The 18230-nt window shown below is 33.8% G+C and carries 18 protein-coding genes; 7 read left to right on the top strand and 11 right to left on the bottom strand.

Going from position 1 to position 18230, the window contains the following annotated elements; all coding sequences use genetic code 11:
* The first annotated feature begins 1 nt into the window (after window position 1).
* The 3 genes from M9897_00215 (at window position 2) to M9897_00225 (ending at window position 2212) form a co-directional block, all read left to right on the top strand.
* Window positions 2–700 carry a TrkA family potassium uptake protein gene (locus tag M9897_00215; protein ID MCO5267305.1) on the top strand — a complete coding sequence of 233 codons (699 nt, stop codon included), beginning with the start codon at window positions 2–4 and terminating at the stop codon, window positions 698–700.
* Window positions 697–1398 (top strand): SDR family NAD(P)-dependent oxidoreductase, encoded by a 702-nt coding sequence (locus M9897_00220; protein MCO5267306.1) that lies wholly within the window; start codon window positions 697–699, stop codon window positions 1396–1398. The genes M9897_00215 and M9897_00220 overlap by 4 nt, the downstream gene beginning before the upstream one ends.
* A gap of 61 nt (window positions 1399–1459) precedes the next feature.
* Window positions 1460–2212, top strand: a complete 753-nt coding sequence (locus tag M9897_00225; GenBank protein ID MCO5267307.1) for a CAP domain-containing protein — start codon at window positions 1460–1462, stop codon at window positions 2210–2212.
* Here the strand turns inward: M9897_00225 and M9897_00230 are convergent, their stop codons facing one another.
* The 5 genes from M9897_00230 to M9897_00250 form a co-directional block, all read right to left on the bottom strand.
* Window positions 2213–2734, bottom strand: coding sequence for a hypothetical protein (locus M9897_00230; protein ID MCO5267308.1), 522 nt, complete (start codon window positions 2732–2734; stop codon window positions 2213–2215).
* Window positions 2735–3014: 280 nt separating this feature from the next.
* Complete coding sequence (locus M9897_00235; GenBank protein ID MCO5267309.1) at window positions 3015–4904, bottom strand: FG-GAP-like repeat-containing protein; 1890 nt, start codon at window positions 4902–4904, stop codon at window positions 3015–3017.
* 436 nt (window positions 4905–5340) lie between these two features.
* The gene (locus M9897_00240) at window positions 5341–5958 is read right to left on the bottom strand and encodes an ABC transporter ATP-binding protein (GenBank protein MCO5267310.1); all 618 of its coding nucleotides are present in this window, start codon (window positions 5956–5958) and stop codon (window positions 5341–5343) included.
* 59 nt (window positions 5959–6017) lie between these two features.
* Window positions 6018–6935, bottom strand: a complete 918-nt coding sequence (locus M9897_00245) for an ABC transporter permease (protein MCO5267311.1) — start codon at window positions 6933–6935, stop codon at window positions 6018–6020.
* Window positions 6936–7022: 87 nt separating this feature from the next.
* A complete protein-coding gene (locus M9897_00250) occupies window positions 7023–7466 on the bottom strand; it encodes a PepSY-like domain-containing protein (GenBank protein ID MCO5267312.1) in 444 nt (147 codons plus the stop codon).
* 756 nt (window positions 7467–8222) lie between these two features.
* Between M9897_00250 and M9897_00255 the strand changes: the two genes are divergently transcribed.
* From M9897_00255 to M9897_00265, 3 genes are read left to right on the top strand one after another with little or no spacing between them, the layout of a single operon-like run.
* Entirely contained in the window at window positions 8223–8519 is a 297-nt protein-coding gene (locus M9897_00255; GenBank protein MCO5267313.1) for a GIY-YIG nuclease family protein, read from the top strand.
* Complete coding sequence (locus tag M9897_00260) at window positions 8494–8916, top strand: hypothetical protein (protein MCO5267314.1); 423 nt, start codon at window positions 8494–8496, stop codon at window positions 8914–8916. The genes M9897_00255 and M9897_00260 overlap by 26 nt, the downstream gene beginning before the upstream one ends.
* Complete coding sequence (locus M9897_00265; GenBank protein MCO5267315.1) at window positions 8808–11768, top strand: leucine--tRNA ligase; 2961 nt, start codon at window positions 8808–8810, stop codon at window positions 11766–11768. Before M9897_00260 ends, M9897_00265 begins: the two co-directional genes overlap by 109 nt.
* Before the next feature lie 8 nt (window positions 11769–11776).
* On the opposite strand, the gene M9897_00270 is transcribed toward M9897_00265, so the two are convergent.
* The gene (locus M9897_00270) at window positions 11777–13093 is read right to left on the bottom strand and encodes a hydroxymethylglutaryl-CoA reductase, degradative (protein ID MCO5267316.1); all 1317 of its coding nucleotides are present in this window, start codon (window positions 13091–13093) and stop codon (window positions 11777–11779) included.
* A 3-nt stretch (window positions 13094–13096) separates the two neighbouring features.
* Window positions 13097–14143 (bottom strand): isopentenyl-diphosphate delta-isomerase, encoded by a 1047-nt coding sequence (locus M9897_00275; protein ID MCO5267317.1) that lies wholly within the window; start codon window positions 14141–14143, stop codon window positions 13097–13099.
* Window positions 14144–14343: 200 nt separating this feature from the next.
* Between M9897_00275 and M9897_00280 the strand changes: the two genes are divergently transcribed.
* Window positions 14344–15003, top strand: a complete 660-nt coding sequence (locus tag M9897_00280) for an FAD-binding oxidoreductase (GenBank protein MCO5267318.1) — start codon at window positions 14344–14346, stop codon at window positions 15001–15003.
* A gap of 116 nt (window positions 15004–15119) precedes the next feature.
* Here M9897_00280 and M9897_00285 read toward each other — a convergent pair whose 3' ends face one another.
* The 4 genes from M9897_00285 to M9897_00300 form a co-directional block, all read right to left on the bottom strand.
* A complete protein-coding gene (locus M9897_00285) occupies window positions 15120–15797 on the bottom strand; it encodes a TonB family protein (GenBank protein ID MCO5267319.1) in 678 nt (225 codons plus the stop codon).
* A gap of 417 nt (window positions 15798–16214) precedes the next feature.
* On the bottom strand, window positions 16215–16592 hold the full coding sequence (gene gcvH / locus M9897_00290) for a glycine cleavage system protein GcvH (GenBank protein MCO5267320.1): 378 nt from the start codon (window positions 16590–16592) through the stop codon (window positions 16215–16217).
* 95 nt (window positions 16593–16687) lie between these two features.
* On the bottom strand, window positions 16688–17713 hold the full coding sequence (locus M9897_00295; GenBank protein MCO5267321.1) for an AI-2E family transporter: 1026 nt from the start codon (window positions 17711–17713) through the stop codon (window positions 16688–16690).
* Window positions 17714–17774: 61 nt separating this feature from the next.
* Window positions 17775–18230 (bottom strand): GNAT family N-acetyltransferase, encoded by a 456-nt coding sequence (locus tag M9897_00300; GenBank protein MCO5267322.1) that lies wholly within the window; start codon window positions 18228–18230, stop codon window positions 17775–17777.

Here is an 18230-nt window from a genome sequence, read left to right on the forward strand (position 1 = left end):
TATGAGCAATAATAAATTTGCAGTTATAGGAATTGGTAGATACGGGGCAAATATCGCCCGTAGATTAGCTGAAAGAGGTTCACAAGTATTTGCTTTCGATATAAACGAAAATAAAATTGAAGATATCAAAGAGGATGTGGCTTATGCGGTTACCTTAAACAGTATGGACTTTCGCGCCATCTCTTCACAGAAATTGGATGATATGGATGCAGTTGTTGTAGCCATTGGTGAAAATTTCGAAGCTACTGTTTTAACTTCTGTACACTTACTGGATTTAGGTGTTAAAAGAATTATTGCTCGTGCCAACGGAGAAGATCAAAAATTAATTTTGGAGAAGATTGGAGTCAAAGAAATCTTAGCTCCTGAAGATGAAGTAGCATTCTTGGTTTGTGAAAAATTATTAACTCCTTCCGTACTTTCTTTCCTACAATTGTCAGATGAATACGAAATCGCTGAAATTAAACCTCCCAAAGGAACTTTAGGAAGAACTATTGACGATATTGATTTCCGAAATAAGTATCAGCTTACTTTAGTTACCATGCGTCGTGAATACGACATTAAAAAGAAAGGTCAGTATGAAGTTGAACAACACGTAATTGGTGTGCCTAAAGGAGATACTATTATTGAATCCCGAGATACGCTAGTCCTTTTTGGAACTACCAAGCACGTGAAACGCTTTATTGAGGTCAACGAAGCATGATTTACGTTATCACAGGAACCTCATCTGGAATCGGAAAAGCAATTGCCGAATTTTATTTAGAAAAAGGCTCCTTTGTTATTGGTATCTCAAGAAGAAGTACCATCCAACATCCTCACTATTTTCATATTTCATGTGATTTCTCGAAGTTAGAGGAATTACAAGCGCTCACCTTACCCAAAGAACTGATTCAGGCAAACGCTCCTATTTGTCTTATTAATAACGCAGGAGTAATTGGACAAATTGGACGAGTAGAAAATCAATCTCTTCAAAATTATACAGAAGTGGCATTGGTTAATACGGTAGCAGTGCAATATCTATGCACCTATGTTATACAACATTTTGGATATAAACAAATAAATACTATCATTAGCATTTCTTCTGGGGCGGGTCAATATCCAATTTCTTCATGGGCTGCCTATTGCGCTTCCAAGGCTTCCATCAATTTATTTATGGAAACACTACATAAAGAGATACAAGAATTGGGTGAAAATACACATGTTTTCAGTATTTCTCCAGGTATAGTAGATACTGAAATGCAAGAAAAAATTCGTTCCAGCAATACCTCAGATTTTTCTAGACATTCTGAATTTGTAGAATTAAAAGAAAGTCAAAAACTACGCTCTCCAAAAGAAGTAGCCAGCTTACTTGATGAATTTCTTACAACAATTCCTCACGAAGGGGTAATATTCCGATTATAAGCTAAATTCCAATTTTTGGCAAACTACTTGTATTACTATTCATACATTTAAACTTCTAATTATGCCAACCTTCGTATTATCCATATTGATTTCTTATTTACTTATGATACAAGTAAATGCACAATCACAAAAAGACCAATCTTGGTCTGCAAAAAAGAAAGCTGAATTCTATAGTGCTTACCAATACGATTCAAAATCTCAGAATGAGCAAAAAGTAATTGACCTCATGTTTAAACAAGTACAATTGGATTATAAATCACTTACGTTGGCTCAAAAGGATATGAAATATTTACCCAAATTGGAAGAAATTTGCTCTCTCAAAGTGTTCGTTCCTATAACAGGTCAATTAACCCGTGAACAAGAAGCAATTATTCACCAAGAAATGGTTCGACTTATTAATGAATTTAGAAAGGAAAATGGGAATAAACCACTTTTGAACATAGATTCTGATTTAGATATGGCTGCTAAATTACAATCTGATTATTGCGCCAGTATGAACAGATTATCACATATTCAAAACAACGATAGAGAATATGGTTCTGTAACAAAACGTATCTCCATGATAAAAAATGGGCATTATAAAAAAGCTTATACATGTGGAGAGAATGCAACTTACACATTCATAGATATGAAAAAGATAGATGAAGCATATCTTAAAAAGATAGCTTTTGACCTTTTTACCTCTTGGGTAGAATCAAAAGGGCATCGTGAGAACATGCTAAATCGTGATTTCAAATATTTTGGATTTGCCCTAACGATTCGTGCTGATGTAGGATATATTTATGCTATTCAGGTGTTTAATGCAACGCGTTAATTAAGACGATCCGTTTACTTTGAAATGATAAGCTGTGCCATATTTTAAATTAATTTTCACATTAAAATAGCATTTTCCTCCATCGAAAACCTGGATTACATTATGTTTCCAACTATCACCGAAATTTTTACAGAAGCAATTCACCCATACCTCTTTCTCTCCATCTTGTGTAATTACTGGTAAATATTGTCTTTTATAGGTATCAGGTACAATGTAAAGCTCACTATTCTCAATCTCGTTTGAATCGTTAGTTTCTTTCCGTATTCTTTTTTTCATATCAATGTTATACTTGGCAACAATGTTCTGAAAGATTGTTTCAACTTGAACAAGTTCTTCCTTGGATAAATCAGTTGCTTGTGCTTGGTCATATATCCAGAAATGTTTCTTAATATCATACGGGATAATAGCAATTTGAGAAGTGTCCTTAATAGTAGTAGAGGTTATTTCACTTTGGTTGGTTTGTCCTCCACAGGAAAGAAGAACAAAACTTCCCAAAATGAGGGACAAAAATTTTATTTTCATACAAAGAGATTAAAAAAGGCATCTAGTTCCCTAAATGCCTTTCAAAGATAAATTATTTATATTAACCTTGCTGTGCATTAAGAATAAAATACTAATTATAATCTTAGACCCCGACACTCCTTCGTCCGTCGGGGTGACAATGTATAGAGTGGGTAAGGCGGTCGGCAAAGCCGACCGATAATAACCCCTCACAATTGTCACCCCGAGAACCTTGGTTACTCGGGGTCTATTTTTTTAAAAAAACCTTCTTACATCTTTACAAATGCACAACATGTTTATATTAATTTCTAACAATCTTTTTTGTCTGTCCATTCATCTCAATAAAATAAATTCCGTTTGGATATTTTTCTAAAGAGATTGAGACACTATTGCCACTAAATGCTTTCTCAAATACAACTTCACCAACCACAGAATATACCTTGATTAGCTGATTCTCTTTTTTGGAATTAGTTGTAATTTTAAGTGCTCCATGTGTTGGATTAGGGTACATATTCCAAGCAGAAGCATTTTCGGCTACTAGTGAGGAAGTACTAATATTTACACAAGCAGAACTTACACTACATCCTTCAGAGGAAACTATAGTAACGGAATAACTACCAGAAGTTGTAGGTGTATATGATGCAGTTGTTTCACCCGAAATAACCGTTTCATTGTCACAATCCGTCCAATAATAGGTATAATTTCCTGTAGCATTTGCTGTTATTGTATTATTAGCAACACTTGTAGTATTATCAATCGGAGTAATTACAATATTTTGTGTTTGCGTTACAACATTGCCTTCACTATCAGTATAACTCCAAGTAATAGTTGTATCCTGATATGCTACTGGATAAGCATCTAAGATTCCTGTTATCGTTCCATCACAATCAGATTCTGACGTTGGTGGTGTTAAAGTACTTAAATCTACCGGACATTCTGCAGTAATATCTGAAAGGGTTGCAATACTTGGTATGGATGGAGTACAAGGAGGAGTAAGAATAGCATCATTTAGATATAATTTAGTTACAGCAACATATCCATCACCATTTGTTCCACTGATTAGGATATCTACTTTACCATCTCCATTTACATCACCAACCGCTATTTTTCCAAAAGCAATATTTACAATACCTAAACCTGTTTCTTCAGTAAACCCAGCTTGTCCATCTCCAAGATAAACCTTGGTTTGGTATGCTCCTGTCTGACCATCACCAGTGATAATTAAATCTAAATTTCCATCGTTATTAAAATCTGCAAATTTTGCATCACCGTTACGAGTTTGTAGTAAACTTGAGCTAATAGGAGCAACTGTATAACCCGTTCCATTCCCTAGATACAAAATGGTATGTCGTACAAAACCATCATCTTGACCTGTAATGATAATATCTAAGTGACCATCATTATTCACATCCCCAACATCAATTGAGTTGTAATATGTACCAGTAAACGGATTGGGATTACTTCCAGAAAAAGTGAAAGAACCACTTCCATTGTTCATATACATTTTTGCAATACTCGCGTTAGGAGAATATTTTAATCCAACCACCAACAAATCCAAATCTCCGTCTTCGTCTGCATCAATAAATTTAACACTTCCAGATGTTATTTCATCCATGGTGCCACTCATAATAGGTCCTGCAGCAAAGGCACCGTTTCCATTATTCTTATAAATGAATAATTTAGGAGTACTAATATCTGATTGATAGCCAGATAAAACAAGATCTAAATCTCCATCACCATCAATATCTCCTAAATCTATTGCTCCATACCAAACAGATTGTAAGGCATTTAAGGTATTTGTAAAAGTTAAGTTTCCTTGGTTTTTATATAGATGTGTTACTCCATTAACTCCATCCATTCCTGTCATTACAATATCTATCTTTCCATCACCATCCACATCACCAAATGCAAAATCTGGATAATCTACAGCGGCAAAAGGGGTTCCAGTAACTTCGGTGAAATTACCATTCCCATCATTTTCATAGAGTTTTGTGTATTTTGTATTGGCTGCATCATGCCCAGCAACAATAGCATCTAAATCCCCATCACCATCTAAGTCTTGTAGAATTACTCTACTACTAGAAGCATCAAAAAAAGGAGCTGTTGGGTCCTCGACAAAACTTAATTGTTGAGATAAAGAATAAGTTATTCCCAAACATAAGCATAAGGAAGTCAAATAAATGTGTTTCATAAATAATGGTTTTATATATAATTATGTGAAAAGTAGAATAAACTAATGAAATTCACAAATTCCGATACAAAAAAAATTATTAGGCTAATTATTTGTTGCAAACTTCTTAAAAAGCTTTTATAATTTTCTAAATAGATTATACTAACTTGTTGTTTATAAGCCCTTTCGTTACTGTTTCTTTTATAAAATTCTAATAAAAAAATGTTGACAAGTTATTTGTAATTAATTTCAACAATCATGGTTGATACTTTATATGCTTTTATCTATTATACCAGTTTGCAATTACTTTCTTATTCTATTTGATTAGATTATCTCTAAAACAACTCAAAAAATGACAAGCCAAGACATTGAAGAAATAAGAAAATTGGGAGGACACAACGTAAGAAGCAAAATATTTAATTTTGCTTTAAATTAAGATATTTTTTAAAGCAATCCTCTACTTTAACTGTATCGCTTTTAATTTGTCACCTATTGATATTCGTTTCATTTCCTCTTCTAATGCTTGAAACCCCTCTTTTTGTACGGTTTTTATTAACTCTCCAGTTTTCAATAAATGAATTTCGTCGCAAGTTTCATTTAGAGTCGAGAAAATATGTGAAGATATTATGACGGTCTTGTTTAGTCTTTTTAATTCAAGAATGAGTTCCGTAATGATTAGATTGCTTTGAATATCAACACCATTATATGGCTCATCTAGTATAAAAACTTGGTTTTCCTGTAACAATATTGCCATGATTGCTAACTTCTTTTTCATACCAGTAGAATAGGTAGAGGCGTATTGATTCAGTGGTAAATCAAAAATATTTTGCTTTTCAAAGTCTCGGATTTCTACTTGTCGAGCATTGCATAAAAGCTGTAAATATTCACGACCTGTAATACGCGAAAAGAAGTAGGGATTGGTAAGTAATAAGCCGGTATAATTTTTTAATGGTTGTAGATCTGATATTATTTCTCCTTCATATTTCTCTAATTCGGAAATACATCTAAAAAGAGTTGTTTTACCTGCTCCATTTTCTCCAACAATACCATATACTTTTCCTTTCTCAAATTTCAAGTTTATATTATTCAGAACAGTTTTGTTGCCAAATTTTTTTGTCAGATTTTTTAATTCGATCATTGTAATAAATAATTTAAACGTTTTTGTGATTGGGAGAATAATACTGGAATTATAACTAACAGTATGGGTGGAAAGAAGATACAAAGTACTAAGATGATTCCTTGAATAATGCCAATCTCATCAGGGTATGTTGAATATTTAGCAAGGATAAAAAAGATAAGAAAGGCATATCCAATCATTAGAAAAAGCAGAATAGTCCATATTTCTGACAAATAAAAGAAAGAAATAACAAGAACAAGAGGTAAAACGAAATAGGAAGCCTGCAGTAAGGCGATTTTTATTTTAGAAAGTAGGAAAGATTTAGTTGATAAATTAAATGACCACACATAATATTCATCTTCTGGTTTAAAATAATAGCTGAAGTAAATAATAAAGGCAAGTAAAAATGAAAAAACACCCAGGTTAAAATTATTCACTGAAATTGAAATAATTGCAAGAATATAAGTCAACGGAATCAAATAGAAGGTTCTACGAAAACCTGTCAGGAACTCAAAGGGATTTTTAAAATAGGGAGTTGGAATAGTGAAATGATAAGTTGTTTTTATATTCTTTAATGCAAGAATAAGTGCTAGTGCAAGCACTATCAAAACAGCAAAATATGAACGGTAGAACAGTAAGATTATCAAAAAAGGAGCGCTTAAAATTAAGTTTTCCATTATTCTAACTTTGGTGTACTGCTTGGCTTTAAAAATTAGTTTAAGAAATTCAATACGCTTAATCTCAGATAATCTTGTGGTAAATAAAATAGCAAGTAATGCGATGATATAGGGAGCGAATTCAGTTTTCTCGAATAGATAAATCGTTAAGGCAATTAAAAGAGAAATCAGTATAACTATTGCCAAGATTGGATGAATGCCTATCTCCCGAAATTTTCGTCCAGTTAATTTAATCTGTAAATTCAAATATTCTTTCATAAGACGGGAAAATCTCTGTCTCTTGTATAATTTCTGAAGCTTATTACAATTATAAGAGATTTTATTCTTATAGGATTTTCATTCGTTTTAATCATCTATTCTTAAAAACTCACCATTTAAGGTAAATTCAAGTTCAATGTCGTTGTTTAATTCAACAGATTGATGTGTTTTGTCTAAATCCCACTCAATAATGAAATTATTAGGATAATTTGCCTTTACATAATCTAAGATTTCTTTAGGAATGACGCTATCTGGAAGTTTGGTTTTTGCATCTATATCTTTAATGTTATTTTTTCCATCAAACTCCAATTTAATATTATCACTTAGAATAACTTCATATTCCTTTGTCAATCCTTCGTAATCAATTTCAGTTTGTAGCACTTTATGATTAGGGAAGTGCTTGCTTACATAAGCTTGAATTGAAGCAGGAGCTTCAGAAAATGGGATAATTTTATCTTGTGCAAATGCGGATGAAGACACCACAAATAAACTAATTATCAATAGGTTCTTAAGATTCTTGATTGTTTTCATTTTTGTCTTTGTTTATTTCTACTCTGAAGGATTTTAACTTATCCTTATCACTAAACGTACCAACAAATAGTTTAGTATGTTTGTTTTGAGAACATCCAACAATCTGATTAAGTCAAAGGGGATTTTTAAAATGAATTATTGGAAAGGAAGGATAAGATTCCTCCCTTTGTACCAATACTCCAAAATGTTCGCATGAAGGTAGATTGGATTCCTCACTTTATACTGATACTTCAATATGTACGCATGGAGATAGATTGGATTCCTCACTTTATACTGATACTTCAATATGTACGCATGGAGATAGATTGGATTCCTCACTTTGCTCGGAATGACGTGGCGAAAAAGGGAAAGATGGGGGGCGGCTTCGCCGCCCCCCACCCCCTAAAAAAGACGCCACGTCATTCCGACATGCCAGCATGGAGGAAACCTTGTCATTCCAACACGCTCCTATGGGAAGAAAATAAATTCCTCATTCCTGCCAGCATGGAGGAAACCTCGTCATTCCAACACACTCCTATGGGAAGAAAATAAATTCCTCATTCATGCCAGCATGGAGGAAACCTCGTCATTCCAACAACCTACAAAGTAGTAGGATACCCACTCAAAAACCACAACTTAAAATATCACATAAAATGTAGAAACCAGATTCCTCACTCTGTTACTAATAATATTTACATTGAGAAAATCTATAAAAAAACACTTTGAATTTCTCAAAAAACAACTTATATTCACTAAACCAACCTAAATTATTTTTATATGAAAACCACTAAAAAACCTTTTGTTTATTTATTAACAAATAAAAGCAACACTGTTATTTATACAGGTGTAACAAGTAATCTTCCCAAACGTATTAGTCAACATAAAAATAAGATATACGAAGGATTTACCTCAAAATATAACGCAGACAAGCTTGTGTATTATGAAAGGTTCACTTTAATAACTGAAGCAATAAAAAGAGAAAAACAAATCAAAGGTTATCGAAGGGAAAAGAAAGTGAACTTAATCATAGAAAAGAATCCTACTTGGGATGAGTTACCAATTCCTACTGATTAAAAATCCTCTCATTTTTATATACTGGCATGGAGAGAATTCTCCACAAATCATCATCAATAAAGCACTCTTTAAAGAGAAATTTTCAGTTTACCATTTTTCTTCTAAAGAAATAGTTGTATGTCTGGATGAATATTCAGTTATTCTAAAATTTAGTATAACTGCTTCTGATGGAAAAGAATACCAAACAAATCACTTTGTGCAATTCATGGTAAAAACTCTTATCCTCCAATTATCTCTTGCCTACTTTCATCATTCGTATTATCTTTGCGTTTTAATTTTAATTCACGCATGGAATACGACTTTAGAGCAATTGAACAAAAGTGGAGAAGGTTTTGGCAAGAACATAAAACCTATGCTTCTGAAATGGATACGTCTAAACCAAAATATTATGGTTTAACCATGTTTCCTTATCCTTCAGGAGCAGGTCTGCATGTGGGACACCCACTTGGATACATTGCCTCTGATGTTTATGCGCGTTATAAAAAATTAAAAGGATACAATGTGTTACATCCAATGGGATATGATTCCTTCGGTTTGCCAGCTGAACAATATGCGATACAAACCGGACAACACCCTGCTGTAACAACAGACCAAAACTTAAAACGATACAGAGAGCAACTAGATTTACTCGGTTTTTCTTTCGACTGGGAGCGAGAAGTACGTACTTCAGATCCGCAATACTACAAGTGGACACAGTGGATTTTTAAAGAATTATTCGCTTCTTACTACTGTAATAAAACCAAAAAAGCACAGCCCATTGAGCAGCTGATTGCTTTATTTGAAAAGGAAGGAAATGAAAATATAGATGCTGCCAACAATTGTGAAATTACTTTTACAGCAGAAGAATGGAAGACATTTAATCCACAAGAAAAAGCCGATATTTTAATGGATTATCGTTTAACTTATTTGGCTGATTCATGGGTAAATTGGTGTCCTGCCTTAGGAACAGTACTTGCCAACGACGAGATTGTAAATGGTGTTTCTGAACGTGGAGGTCATCCCGTAGAACAAAAATTGATGCGTCAATGGTCTATGCGTATCACAGCTTATGCAGATAGATTATTACAAGGCTTGGAAGGCTTGGATTGGACCGATGCAGTAAAAGATATTCAACGCAATTGGATAGGAAAATCGGTAGGTGCTTCAGTACGATTTAAACTTGATGGACATTCAGAGGATATTACGGTATTTACAACTCGCCCTGATACTATTTTTGGTGTTTCCTTTATGGTATTGGCACCAGAACATGAATTGGTGAATCAAATTACTACAGCAGCATACAAAGAAGCAGTTGAAAGTTACCAAAAGCAAGCAGGCTTAAAAACCGAACGCGATCGAATGGCAGATACCAAAACTGTTTCAGGACAATTTACGGGTGCTTACGCTATTCATCCTTTTTCAGGAGAGAAAATCCCGGTTTGGATTGGAGATTATGTATTAGCTTCTTATGGAACAGGTGCTGTTATGGCTGTTCCTTGCGGAGATCAGCGTGACTGGAATTTTGCTACAAAGTTTGATATTCCGATTAAAAATATCTTTGATAACGTGGATGTTTCAGAAGCTGCGTATGCTGAAAAGAAAGGAAAAATTGCCAATTCTGAGTTTTTAAATGGATTGGAAATTCCACAAGCTATGCAGGCTGCAATTCAAGCATTAGAGGAGCAAAAAATCGGAAAAGCCAAAACAAATTTTAGATTAAGAGATGCTGTTTTCTCTCGTCAACGTTATTGGGGAGAGCCTTTCCCTGTATATTATACTAACGGAATTGCTGAGGTCATTGAAGACAACTATCTTCCTATTGAATTACCCGAAGTAGATAATTATTTACCCACTCCAGATGGCAGACCTCCTTTAGGAAATGCAAAAAATTGGTTTTGGGATTCTACTAAAAAGGAACTTACGTCAAAAGATGGTGCAGCACACCCTATGGAATTAAACACCATGCCAGGTTGGGCTGGAAGTTCTTGGTATTTCTTGCGTTATATGGATCCACACAATACAACTGCTTTTGCTGCTAAAGACAAGGTGGATTATTGGAATCAAGTGGATTTATACATCGGTGGAGCAGAACATGCAACAGGTCACTTGTTATATGCCCGTTTTTGGACAAAATTCTTGTTTGATAGCGGATATATCCCTTTTGAGGAACCTTTCCAAAAGATGATTAACCAAGGAATGATTCTAGGAAGAAGTAGTTTTGTATATAGAACGCACTTAGATATTTCCATTAAAGAAAGTAATGAGGAATTTGATGGTTTCTTGTTGAACTTCATAAAGAATCACCCTATTTTCATTTCAGCAAAACAGTTGAATAATCCAAATCATCCTGGAATACAGGCAGTGATTGATAAATTAAAAGCAAAATTCATTGCTGAACATCCACATATAGAGATTACAGGAATTAAATTATACGACCATATCGCTCCTATCCATACAGATATTTCCTTGGTAGATGGTGATAAATTAAATATAGAAGGTTTTAGAAATTGGCGTCCAGAATTTAAACACGCAGAATTTGTGTTGGAGGATAATGGCACTTATCTCTGTGGACACGAAGTAGAGAAGATGTCAAAATCAAAATACAACGTACAGAATCCCGATGATTTAGTAGAAAAATATGGAGCAGATACTTTGCGTATGTATGAAATGTTTTTGGGTCCTTTAGAACAAGCAAAACCATGGGATACGAAGGGTATCAATGGAGTACATAACTTCCTACGTAAACTTTGGAGATTGTTCCATGATGAAAACAACCAAGTGGCTATTTCGAACGAGGAACCAAGCAAAGAATCTTTAAGATCGCTTCATAAAACCATCCAAAAATTACAAGATGATATGGATAGATACGTATTTAATACGACTGTATCAGCCTTGATGATTTGTGTGAATGAATTAAGTGAGCAAAAATGCAATCATAAAACGATTTTAAACGATTTAGTGATACTATTAGCACCTTATGCTCCCCATATTGCTGAAGAGTTATGGGCAAAACTTGGAAATGCAGAAGGAACTGTTAGTTCTGCAAGCTATCCAGTGGCTAATACATCATTTTTAGAAGATGATAATGTAAATTACCCTATCTCTTTTAATGGTAAAATGCGTTTCAATTTAGAATTCCCGAAAACAATGAGTAAGGAAGACATTGAAAAGGAGGTTTTAGCCCATGAAAAATCACAAAAATACTTAGAAGGGAATACGCCTAAAAAGGTAATTGTGGTACCAGGAAAGATTGTGAATATTGTGATGTAGTGAAAAGATTATACCCACTCTTTGGTTATTTTTCTAACTTCTGCAACAGAAACCACTTTATCTTTAAAGTATTCAACTACTTCTTTATGGTGCTCTTCTGGAACGTTTAATTGTTTCAAGATATTCAGCAAATGCATTTTCATGTGCCCTTTTTGAATACCTACAGTTACCAATGATTTCACAGCAGAGAAGTTATTTGCCAACCCAGCAGCGGCAGCAATACTCATTAGTTCTTTCACGTTGGGATGTCCTAATAATTCTAATCCCATTTTTACAAGTGGGTGCAAATTTGTTAAACCACCAACCACACCTATAGCAAGAGGTATTTCCAAAGTAAATTTAAAATGTGAGTCTGTAATTTCTACATGTGTCAATGATGAATAATGACCTGTATGAGAAGCGTAAGCATGCCCACATGCTTCTACTGCACGAAAATCATTTCCTGTAGCTAAAATTACGGAATCTATTCCATTAAATATACCTTTATTGTGTGTAGCTGCACGATATGGATCCAATTCAGCCACACGCATTCCCAAGCGGAATCTTCGAGCAAATTCTTTTCCCGTCATCCCTGGAACAATATCATCTAACTCATTAATACTACATTCTACCCAACATCTTACTCTACAATTGGGGGTAAAATTAGAGAGGATACACATGATTACCTCTAATCCATCCTTTTTGAATTCAGCTTGTTCACTATGCCATCTTTTAAAGGTTTTAGCAAATTGTTCCAAACATGAATTAATAAAGTTTGCTCCCATGGATTGATCGGTTTCAAAAGTGCAGAATAATTGCATTAAACCCGGTTCTTTTGAAGTTAAATCACGTAATTCAATATCTGTAATTCCACCACCTCTTTTAACCATATTATGCGTAATCTCACCTGTTTCTGATAGTAAAAGTTGTTTTAACTCAGCAAAACGTGCCTTCAACAGTTGAACATCATCTAACCAAAGGAAATGTACTTGTCCTACTTTCTCTGTACCTATGATTTCCGTTTTAAATCCACCACGAGAAAACCAGATTTTAGCGCTTTTAGATGCAGCTGCCACTACAGAGCTCTCTTCTATTACCATAGGAACAATATAACTTTTCCCATTGATAAGCATATTTGGGCACACACAATAAGGAAGAGGGTAATTTGTGATCGTATTCTCACTAAATTCCTCTAATGTAGTTTGCATTTTAGCATCTCTATGATGAAAACTTTGATAGATTTTTTTAGCAAATTCAGCATCAGGATGTTGTTGCGCAACGACCTCTAGCTTTTCACTGTTACTTTTTTTTGAGAATCCCCCTATTATCTGGTGTTTCTTATCCATTTCTTAATTTTTAATCTTTAAAAAAGCTTTAGCCAATAAAAGACCTTCTATTTGATACTGTATAAATTCATCTAGTGCTTCTTGTGAAATTTGGGCTCGCCGAAGCATTTCTGAAGCTTGTCCATATATCGTGTTTCCTTTTGATAATTGAGTACAATAATAACCATCTAAAAAGGTTTTAATTCCACCACTAGCAATAAACGTAGTGCATTTTGTCTTCTTGTCTAATTCAACAAGTAGTTTGTTACTAATCTCCACCATTTCTACTGCAGAATGCCCAACATGTACAAAAGGCATCAAGTATTCACTCTTGGTTTTATTACGCATAAGCTCCAATAATGAAAAATTTGTTCCTCCATTGGCAGCAAATTCAATAGCTGTTAAAGGTAATTGCATCAACTCTTTCATACTCTCATAACCAAAACCTTGTCCCACCTCTTTGACAATCACAGAGAGTTTTGTTTCCTTTATAAATTGGCGTATAGTTAAAAGAGGGGACTGTTGGATAATATCACCTTCGGGCTGCATCCATTCTTGCAAAGGATTTACATGAATAAATATGCCGTCTGCACTTACCTCTTCTACTAATTTTTGAATCTTAACTATAGATTTCTCTTGAATGGATTTCTCTATTTGAGCAATTCCAAAATTAAGGTAATAGGGAACTTTATCTCCTAATAGAGGGCGTAAATCAAAGTCCTTCACCTTTAAGGTATCTTCCAAGGCAATACGAGAAGAGCCAGCTCCCATTCCTAGCCCAAATTTACCAGCAGCAATTGCTAAACGCTTATTTACTTCATTCGTTTTAAGCGTTCCACCTGTCATGCTAGAAATCCAAATTGGAAAATTTAAGGTCTTATTTCCTAACTTCACCTTCCAAGTATCTCCCTTTTTAGGATGGGCAGATAACATAGGTTCATAGTAAAAACGATCATCTTGTTCACTCACTTGTGATTGCAGAGCAAGTTCCATGTGACTGTCTTTTCTTGAGGCGGTTTCTTGACTCTTTATATTTTTTGCTTTTGCTTCCTTCATGTATGTAGCATCCATAACTCAATATCTTCAAAGATATTGTAAATGATTTGAATACAAAGGTATCATTTTATCCCTGAAGAATAGAGATAAGGGTTTAAGAATTTATGAAACGATTTTTTTAACCTTTTTTAAATATAACTACTCTAATAAATAGTAAATAAAGGATGTATTAATTCTCTTTTAATTGTAATTTTATAAACATAAAACAAGATCACATGCAAACATTAAAAATTCTGAGTACGAGCTATATTACACACGATGTTAAACGAATTGTTCTAGAAAAACCACAAGGATTTATGTATCGCCCTGGACAAGCCGCATTATTATCTGCTAAAACACCGGGGTGGGAAGACAAAAAGAAACCTTTTACGTTCACCTCATTGATGGATATGCCATTCGTTGAATTTACTATTAAAATCTATAAAGAACACAATGGCGTTACGAATGAATTAGATAAATTAAAAATAGGAGATGAAATCATACTTCATGGTATAAAAGAAACATTTGAGTACAAAGGTCCAGGAATTTTTATTGCAGGTGGTTCAGGAATTACACCTTTTATAGCCATCTTCAGAGCACTTTATTATTCCAACAATATGCGTGGAGTAGCTTTGTTATACTCAAATCACACTGTACAAGATATCATTTATCATGACGAATTAACAATGATGTTAGGAGCAGCCTATAAAAATGTATTTACACGTCAGGGAGTGATAGGTTTTAAAGAAAGACGCTTGGATAGAGACTTTTTATTGGAAACCCTCAGCAGTTTTGATCAACGCTTTTACGTATGTGGTCCAAAAGGATTTGTAGAAGATATAAGTTCTGCATTACTTAGTCTAGGTGCTCGTGATGAATCACTCATTATAGAATAAATGGTTTGATTTTATTATTTTTTATAAATGAACATCGGTTAATTTTAAGCTTTTGAAAAAATAAATAACAAAAAAGCCGTCTTATGTGACGGCTTTTTTAATATTGTTTCAAATGCTTAATGCAATATAAAGTTAATTGGAATACGGCAACGGGCACGTACCTTCTCACCATTAGCTTCGGCAGGAACCCATTTAGGCATAGAACGAACAACTCTCTGAGCTTCCTTATCTAATTCTGAAGAAACTCCTCTTAATACTTTAACCTGTTCGATACTTCCATCTTTATTTACAACGAATTCTACGAATACACGTCCTTGATCTCCTAATTCCATTGCAATTTCAGGATATTTTACATTATCAGCCAAGAATTTCTTCATAGCCGCTGCACCACCAGGGAAAGAAGCCTCTTTATCCGGGTAATCAATAATAGGAGCCTCAGGTGCTGGAGCAGCTTCTGGTTTAATATCGATAGTAATAGTTTCTACACGAACTTGTTCATCTTTATCTTGGTTCTTAACCGTTTCAATTTCCTCTGCTGGTTCAGGTGGAATCTCCATATCCTCAATTTCTTGAACAACTGGTTCATCCTCAGGTTCGTTTTCTTGTTCTATTATTTCTAATTCTTCCGGAATATCATCCTTTGATTGTGCCATTCTATCACCTCCTGCCAGTAATACTTCTTCCTTATAAGAGAAGGAAAGTGTAATAAGGCTTCCAATGATGAAAAAACCAAGAAACACAAGAGGTACTCTCAAACGTTCATTGTCTGCTGTAGGATTTTTCTTAATTTCCATACTATCTTTATTTATCGTATCAAAAATATAATAAATTTAGATTCTATTACAATTTCGATATATAATTTTAAATATTAACCACCCAAATATACAACCAATTCCATTAGCAATCAAATCGAGCAGCTCAAAAAATCGGAAGGGAACATAAAATTCTTGTATAATTTCTAATATAAAACTCAACAAAAAACTACCCAAAATTCCAATTCTAAATGCTTTTCGATTTAAATTATCTGATATATTCTGCCTCTTTAATCCTATTATCCAAAACAAAGATAAAAAGGTATATAACAAAAAATGTGCAACTTTATCTACTCCTTCAAATATGGAAAAATTAGAAAAATTAGAGCCAGGAATGACACTAATAAATATCACAAAAATTGTCCAAAGAATACTCGGAAGTATGAATCGAAACACGTTTTAGCCTATCAAAGCTTTATATCCATCTGCATCAAGTAAATTATCTAAATCAGATGCATTCCCCATTCTTACTTTAATAATCCATCCTTCTCCATATGGGTCAGAGTTAACTAAATCAGGATTAGATTCAATATTTTCATTAAATTCAATAATTTCTCCAGAAACAGGCATAAATAAATCTGATACTGTTTTAACTGCTTCAATAGATCCAAAAACTTCTTCTTGCTCTAAGGTTTCTCCAGCTGTTTCAACTTCTACAAAAACAATATCTCCTAATTCGCTTTGCGCAAAATCAGTCACTCCAATTGTAACTGTATTTCCTTCAACCAAACACCATTCGTGGTCCTTTGTGTACTTTAAATTTCCTGGTATGTTCATGCTTAATAAATTTAAGTCTCAAATGTAAAATTTTTAAATGATTTTATCTTGCTTTTCCTAAATATTTTCCAATGATTAAAATAATTCTAACTAAACTACAAAATTAAATCTGAGAAAGTCTTCGTAGATGGAAAACGTTCTAGAATTACTTTAAGAACCACCGTAATAGGAATAGAAAGTATCATTCCTGGAATACCCCAAACAAAGCCCCAGATAGACAACATAACTAAAATTGAAATCGTATTCATAGAAAGAGATTTACCCATTAAAATAGGTTCTAAAATGCCACCTCCTATAGTTTGTATGGCAATTAAGAGAAGCGTAAAAAATATAAGTCCTCCCGTAAAACCCATTTCTATTGTTGCAAATAAGCTAAGCAAAACTACTGATAAAATCGGTCCGACAACTTGGATGAAATTTAATAAAAAGGCAAGTACCCCCCAGAATATTGGGAAACTCACCCCAAAAGAATACGCAACTACACTATAGGCAAATCCTGTAATGGCACTAATAATTAGTTTCACTAATACAAAGACTAGAATATTCTTTTCTAATTTACGATAGGCTTCTTTGGAGGTATTCATTTCTTTAAAAATTAAACTCTCTAGAACTTTCTCAACATCAATAGAACCAAATAAAAATAAAACCATAAAAAATAAACTCATCAGAAGAATCGAAATGAAGTTTATGGCAAACGAAAGCCCATTATTTACATTTCCTAGGAGAAAAGATCGAACTTTATCACTTTTAAAGAAAGCTGTAATTTGCTCCTGAGCTTCATCCATTTCTATTCCTAAAATATCTAATGCTTTATCTGTTATTTCATTCATTCGATACGTTGCATTATCAATAAAACCTGCATCTACACTTTCTAATTCTTCAGTAGCTAAATAAACAACTTCATAAGCACCTCTCGCTATTACTGAAATGACTAATACAATAAAAATCAACCCAAAAAGTCGGGGCAATCTTTTACTAGTAAACCAACGCATTAAGGGGGAAAATAATAGTGCTCCAAACAGTCCAAAAGCTAATGGAATAAAAATAAAAGATAATATATTAAAGAGATATAAAACAAGGGAAATTACAATTATCAGCAAGAGGTTTTGTATAGACGACATTTCTTCAAATTTTAGATATTGTGAAAGTAAGCATATTTAGTTAAAGAAAGAAGTGAATGAATTAGAAATACAACCTGCCATTCACCCATTCGGAATCTAATTTTGCCCCAACAGATTTGTAAAATTCAATGGCAGAACTATTCCATTCAAGCACTTGCCAATCCATTCGTTTTGCACCACTATTTTTAGCTTCTTCTATGAGCTTAGAAAATAAAGATTTACCAATTCCAAGGCGTCTATATGCTGGATCGATTATGATGTCTTCCAAATACAATGATCTTCCATACCACGTAGAATAAGAAGTATAGTAAAGAGCTATTCCAATAATATTTTCTTCAGATTCTGCTACAAAACAAGCGCAAATACCATCTTGGAATAAGTCAATAGCTAATTGTTCTGCTGTATTGATAACTTGATGTGGTTCATTCTCAAATTCGGCTAACATCTTAATCAAAGCTAGGATAGCGCCTTCGTCTCCTTGTTTAGCCTTTCTAATATGATATGCGGGTGTTGACAT

Source organism: Brumimicrobium sp. (assembly GCA_023957385.1).
Taxonomy (GTDB): Bacteria; Bacteroidota; Bacteroidia; order Flavobacteriales_D; family Crocinitomicaceae; genus Brumimicrobium.

Coding starts and splice junctions, on each gene's coding strand:
- M9897_00270 (MCO5267316.1), bottom strand. CDS start 13,093: ATGGATAAGAAACACCAGATAATAGGGGGATTCTCAAAAAAAAGTAAC.
- M9897_00225 (MCO5267307.1), top strand. CDS start 1,460: ATGCCAACCTTCGTATTATCCATATTGATTTCTTATTTACTTATGATA.
- M9897_00215 (MCO5267305.1), top strand. CDS start 2: ATGAGCAATAATAAATTTGCAGTTATAGGAATTGGTAGATACGGGGCA.
- M9897_00285 (MCO5267319.1), bottom strand. CDS start 15,797: ATGGAAATTAAGAAAAATCCTACAGCAGACAATGAACGTTTGAGAGTA.
- M9897_00280 (MCO5267318.1), top strand. CDS start 14,344: ATGCAAACATTAAAAATTCTGAGTACGAGCTATATTACACACGATGTT.
- M9897_00265 (MCO5267315.1), top strand. CDS start 8,808: ATGGAATACGACTTTAGAGCAATTGAACAAAAGTGGAGAAGGTTTTGG.
- M9897_00295 (MCO5267321.1), bottom strand. CDS start 17,713: ATGTCGTCTATACAAAACCTCTTGCTGATAATTGTAATTTCCCTTGTT.
- M9897_00260 (MCO5267314.1), top strand. CDS start 8,494: ATGAGTTACCAATTCCTACTGATTAAAAATCCTCTCATTTTTATATAC.
- M9897_00245 (MCO5267311.1), bottom strand. CDS start 6,935: ATGAAAGAATATTTGAATTTACAGATTAAATTAACTGGACGAAAATTT.
- gcvH (MCO5267320.1), bottom strand. CDS start 16,592: ATGAACATACCAGGAAATTTAAAGTACACAAAGGACCACGAATGGTGT.
- M9897_00275 (MCO5267317.1), bottom strand. CDS start 14,143: ATGGATGCTACATACATGAAGGAAGCAAAAGCAAAAAATATAAAGAGT.
- M9897_00230 (MCO5267308.1), bottom strand. CDS start 2,734: ATGAAAATAAAATTTTTGTCCCTCATTTTGGGAAGTTTTGTTCTTCTT.
- M9897_00235 (MCO5267309.1), bottom strand. CDS start 4,904: ATGAAACACATTTATTTGACTTCCTTATGCTTATGTTTGGGAATAACT.
- M9897_00255 (MCO5267313.1), top strand. CDS start 8,223: ATGAAAACCACTAAAAAACCTTTTGTTTATTTATTAACAAATAAAAGC.
- M9897_00220 (MCO5267306.1), top strand. CDS start 697: ATGATTTACGTTATCACAGGAACCTCATCTGGAATCGGAAAAGCAATT.
- M9897_00250 (MCO5267312.1), bottom strand. CDS start 7,466: ATGAAAACAATCAAGAATCTTAAGAACCTATTGATAATTAGTTTATTT.
- M9897_00300 (MCO5267322.1), bottom strand. CDS start 18,230: ATGTCAACACCCGCATATCATATTAGAAAGGCTAAACAAGGAGACGAA.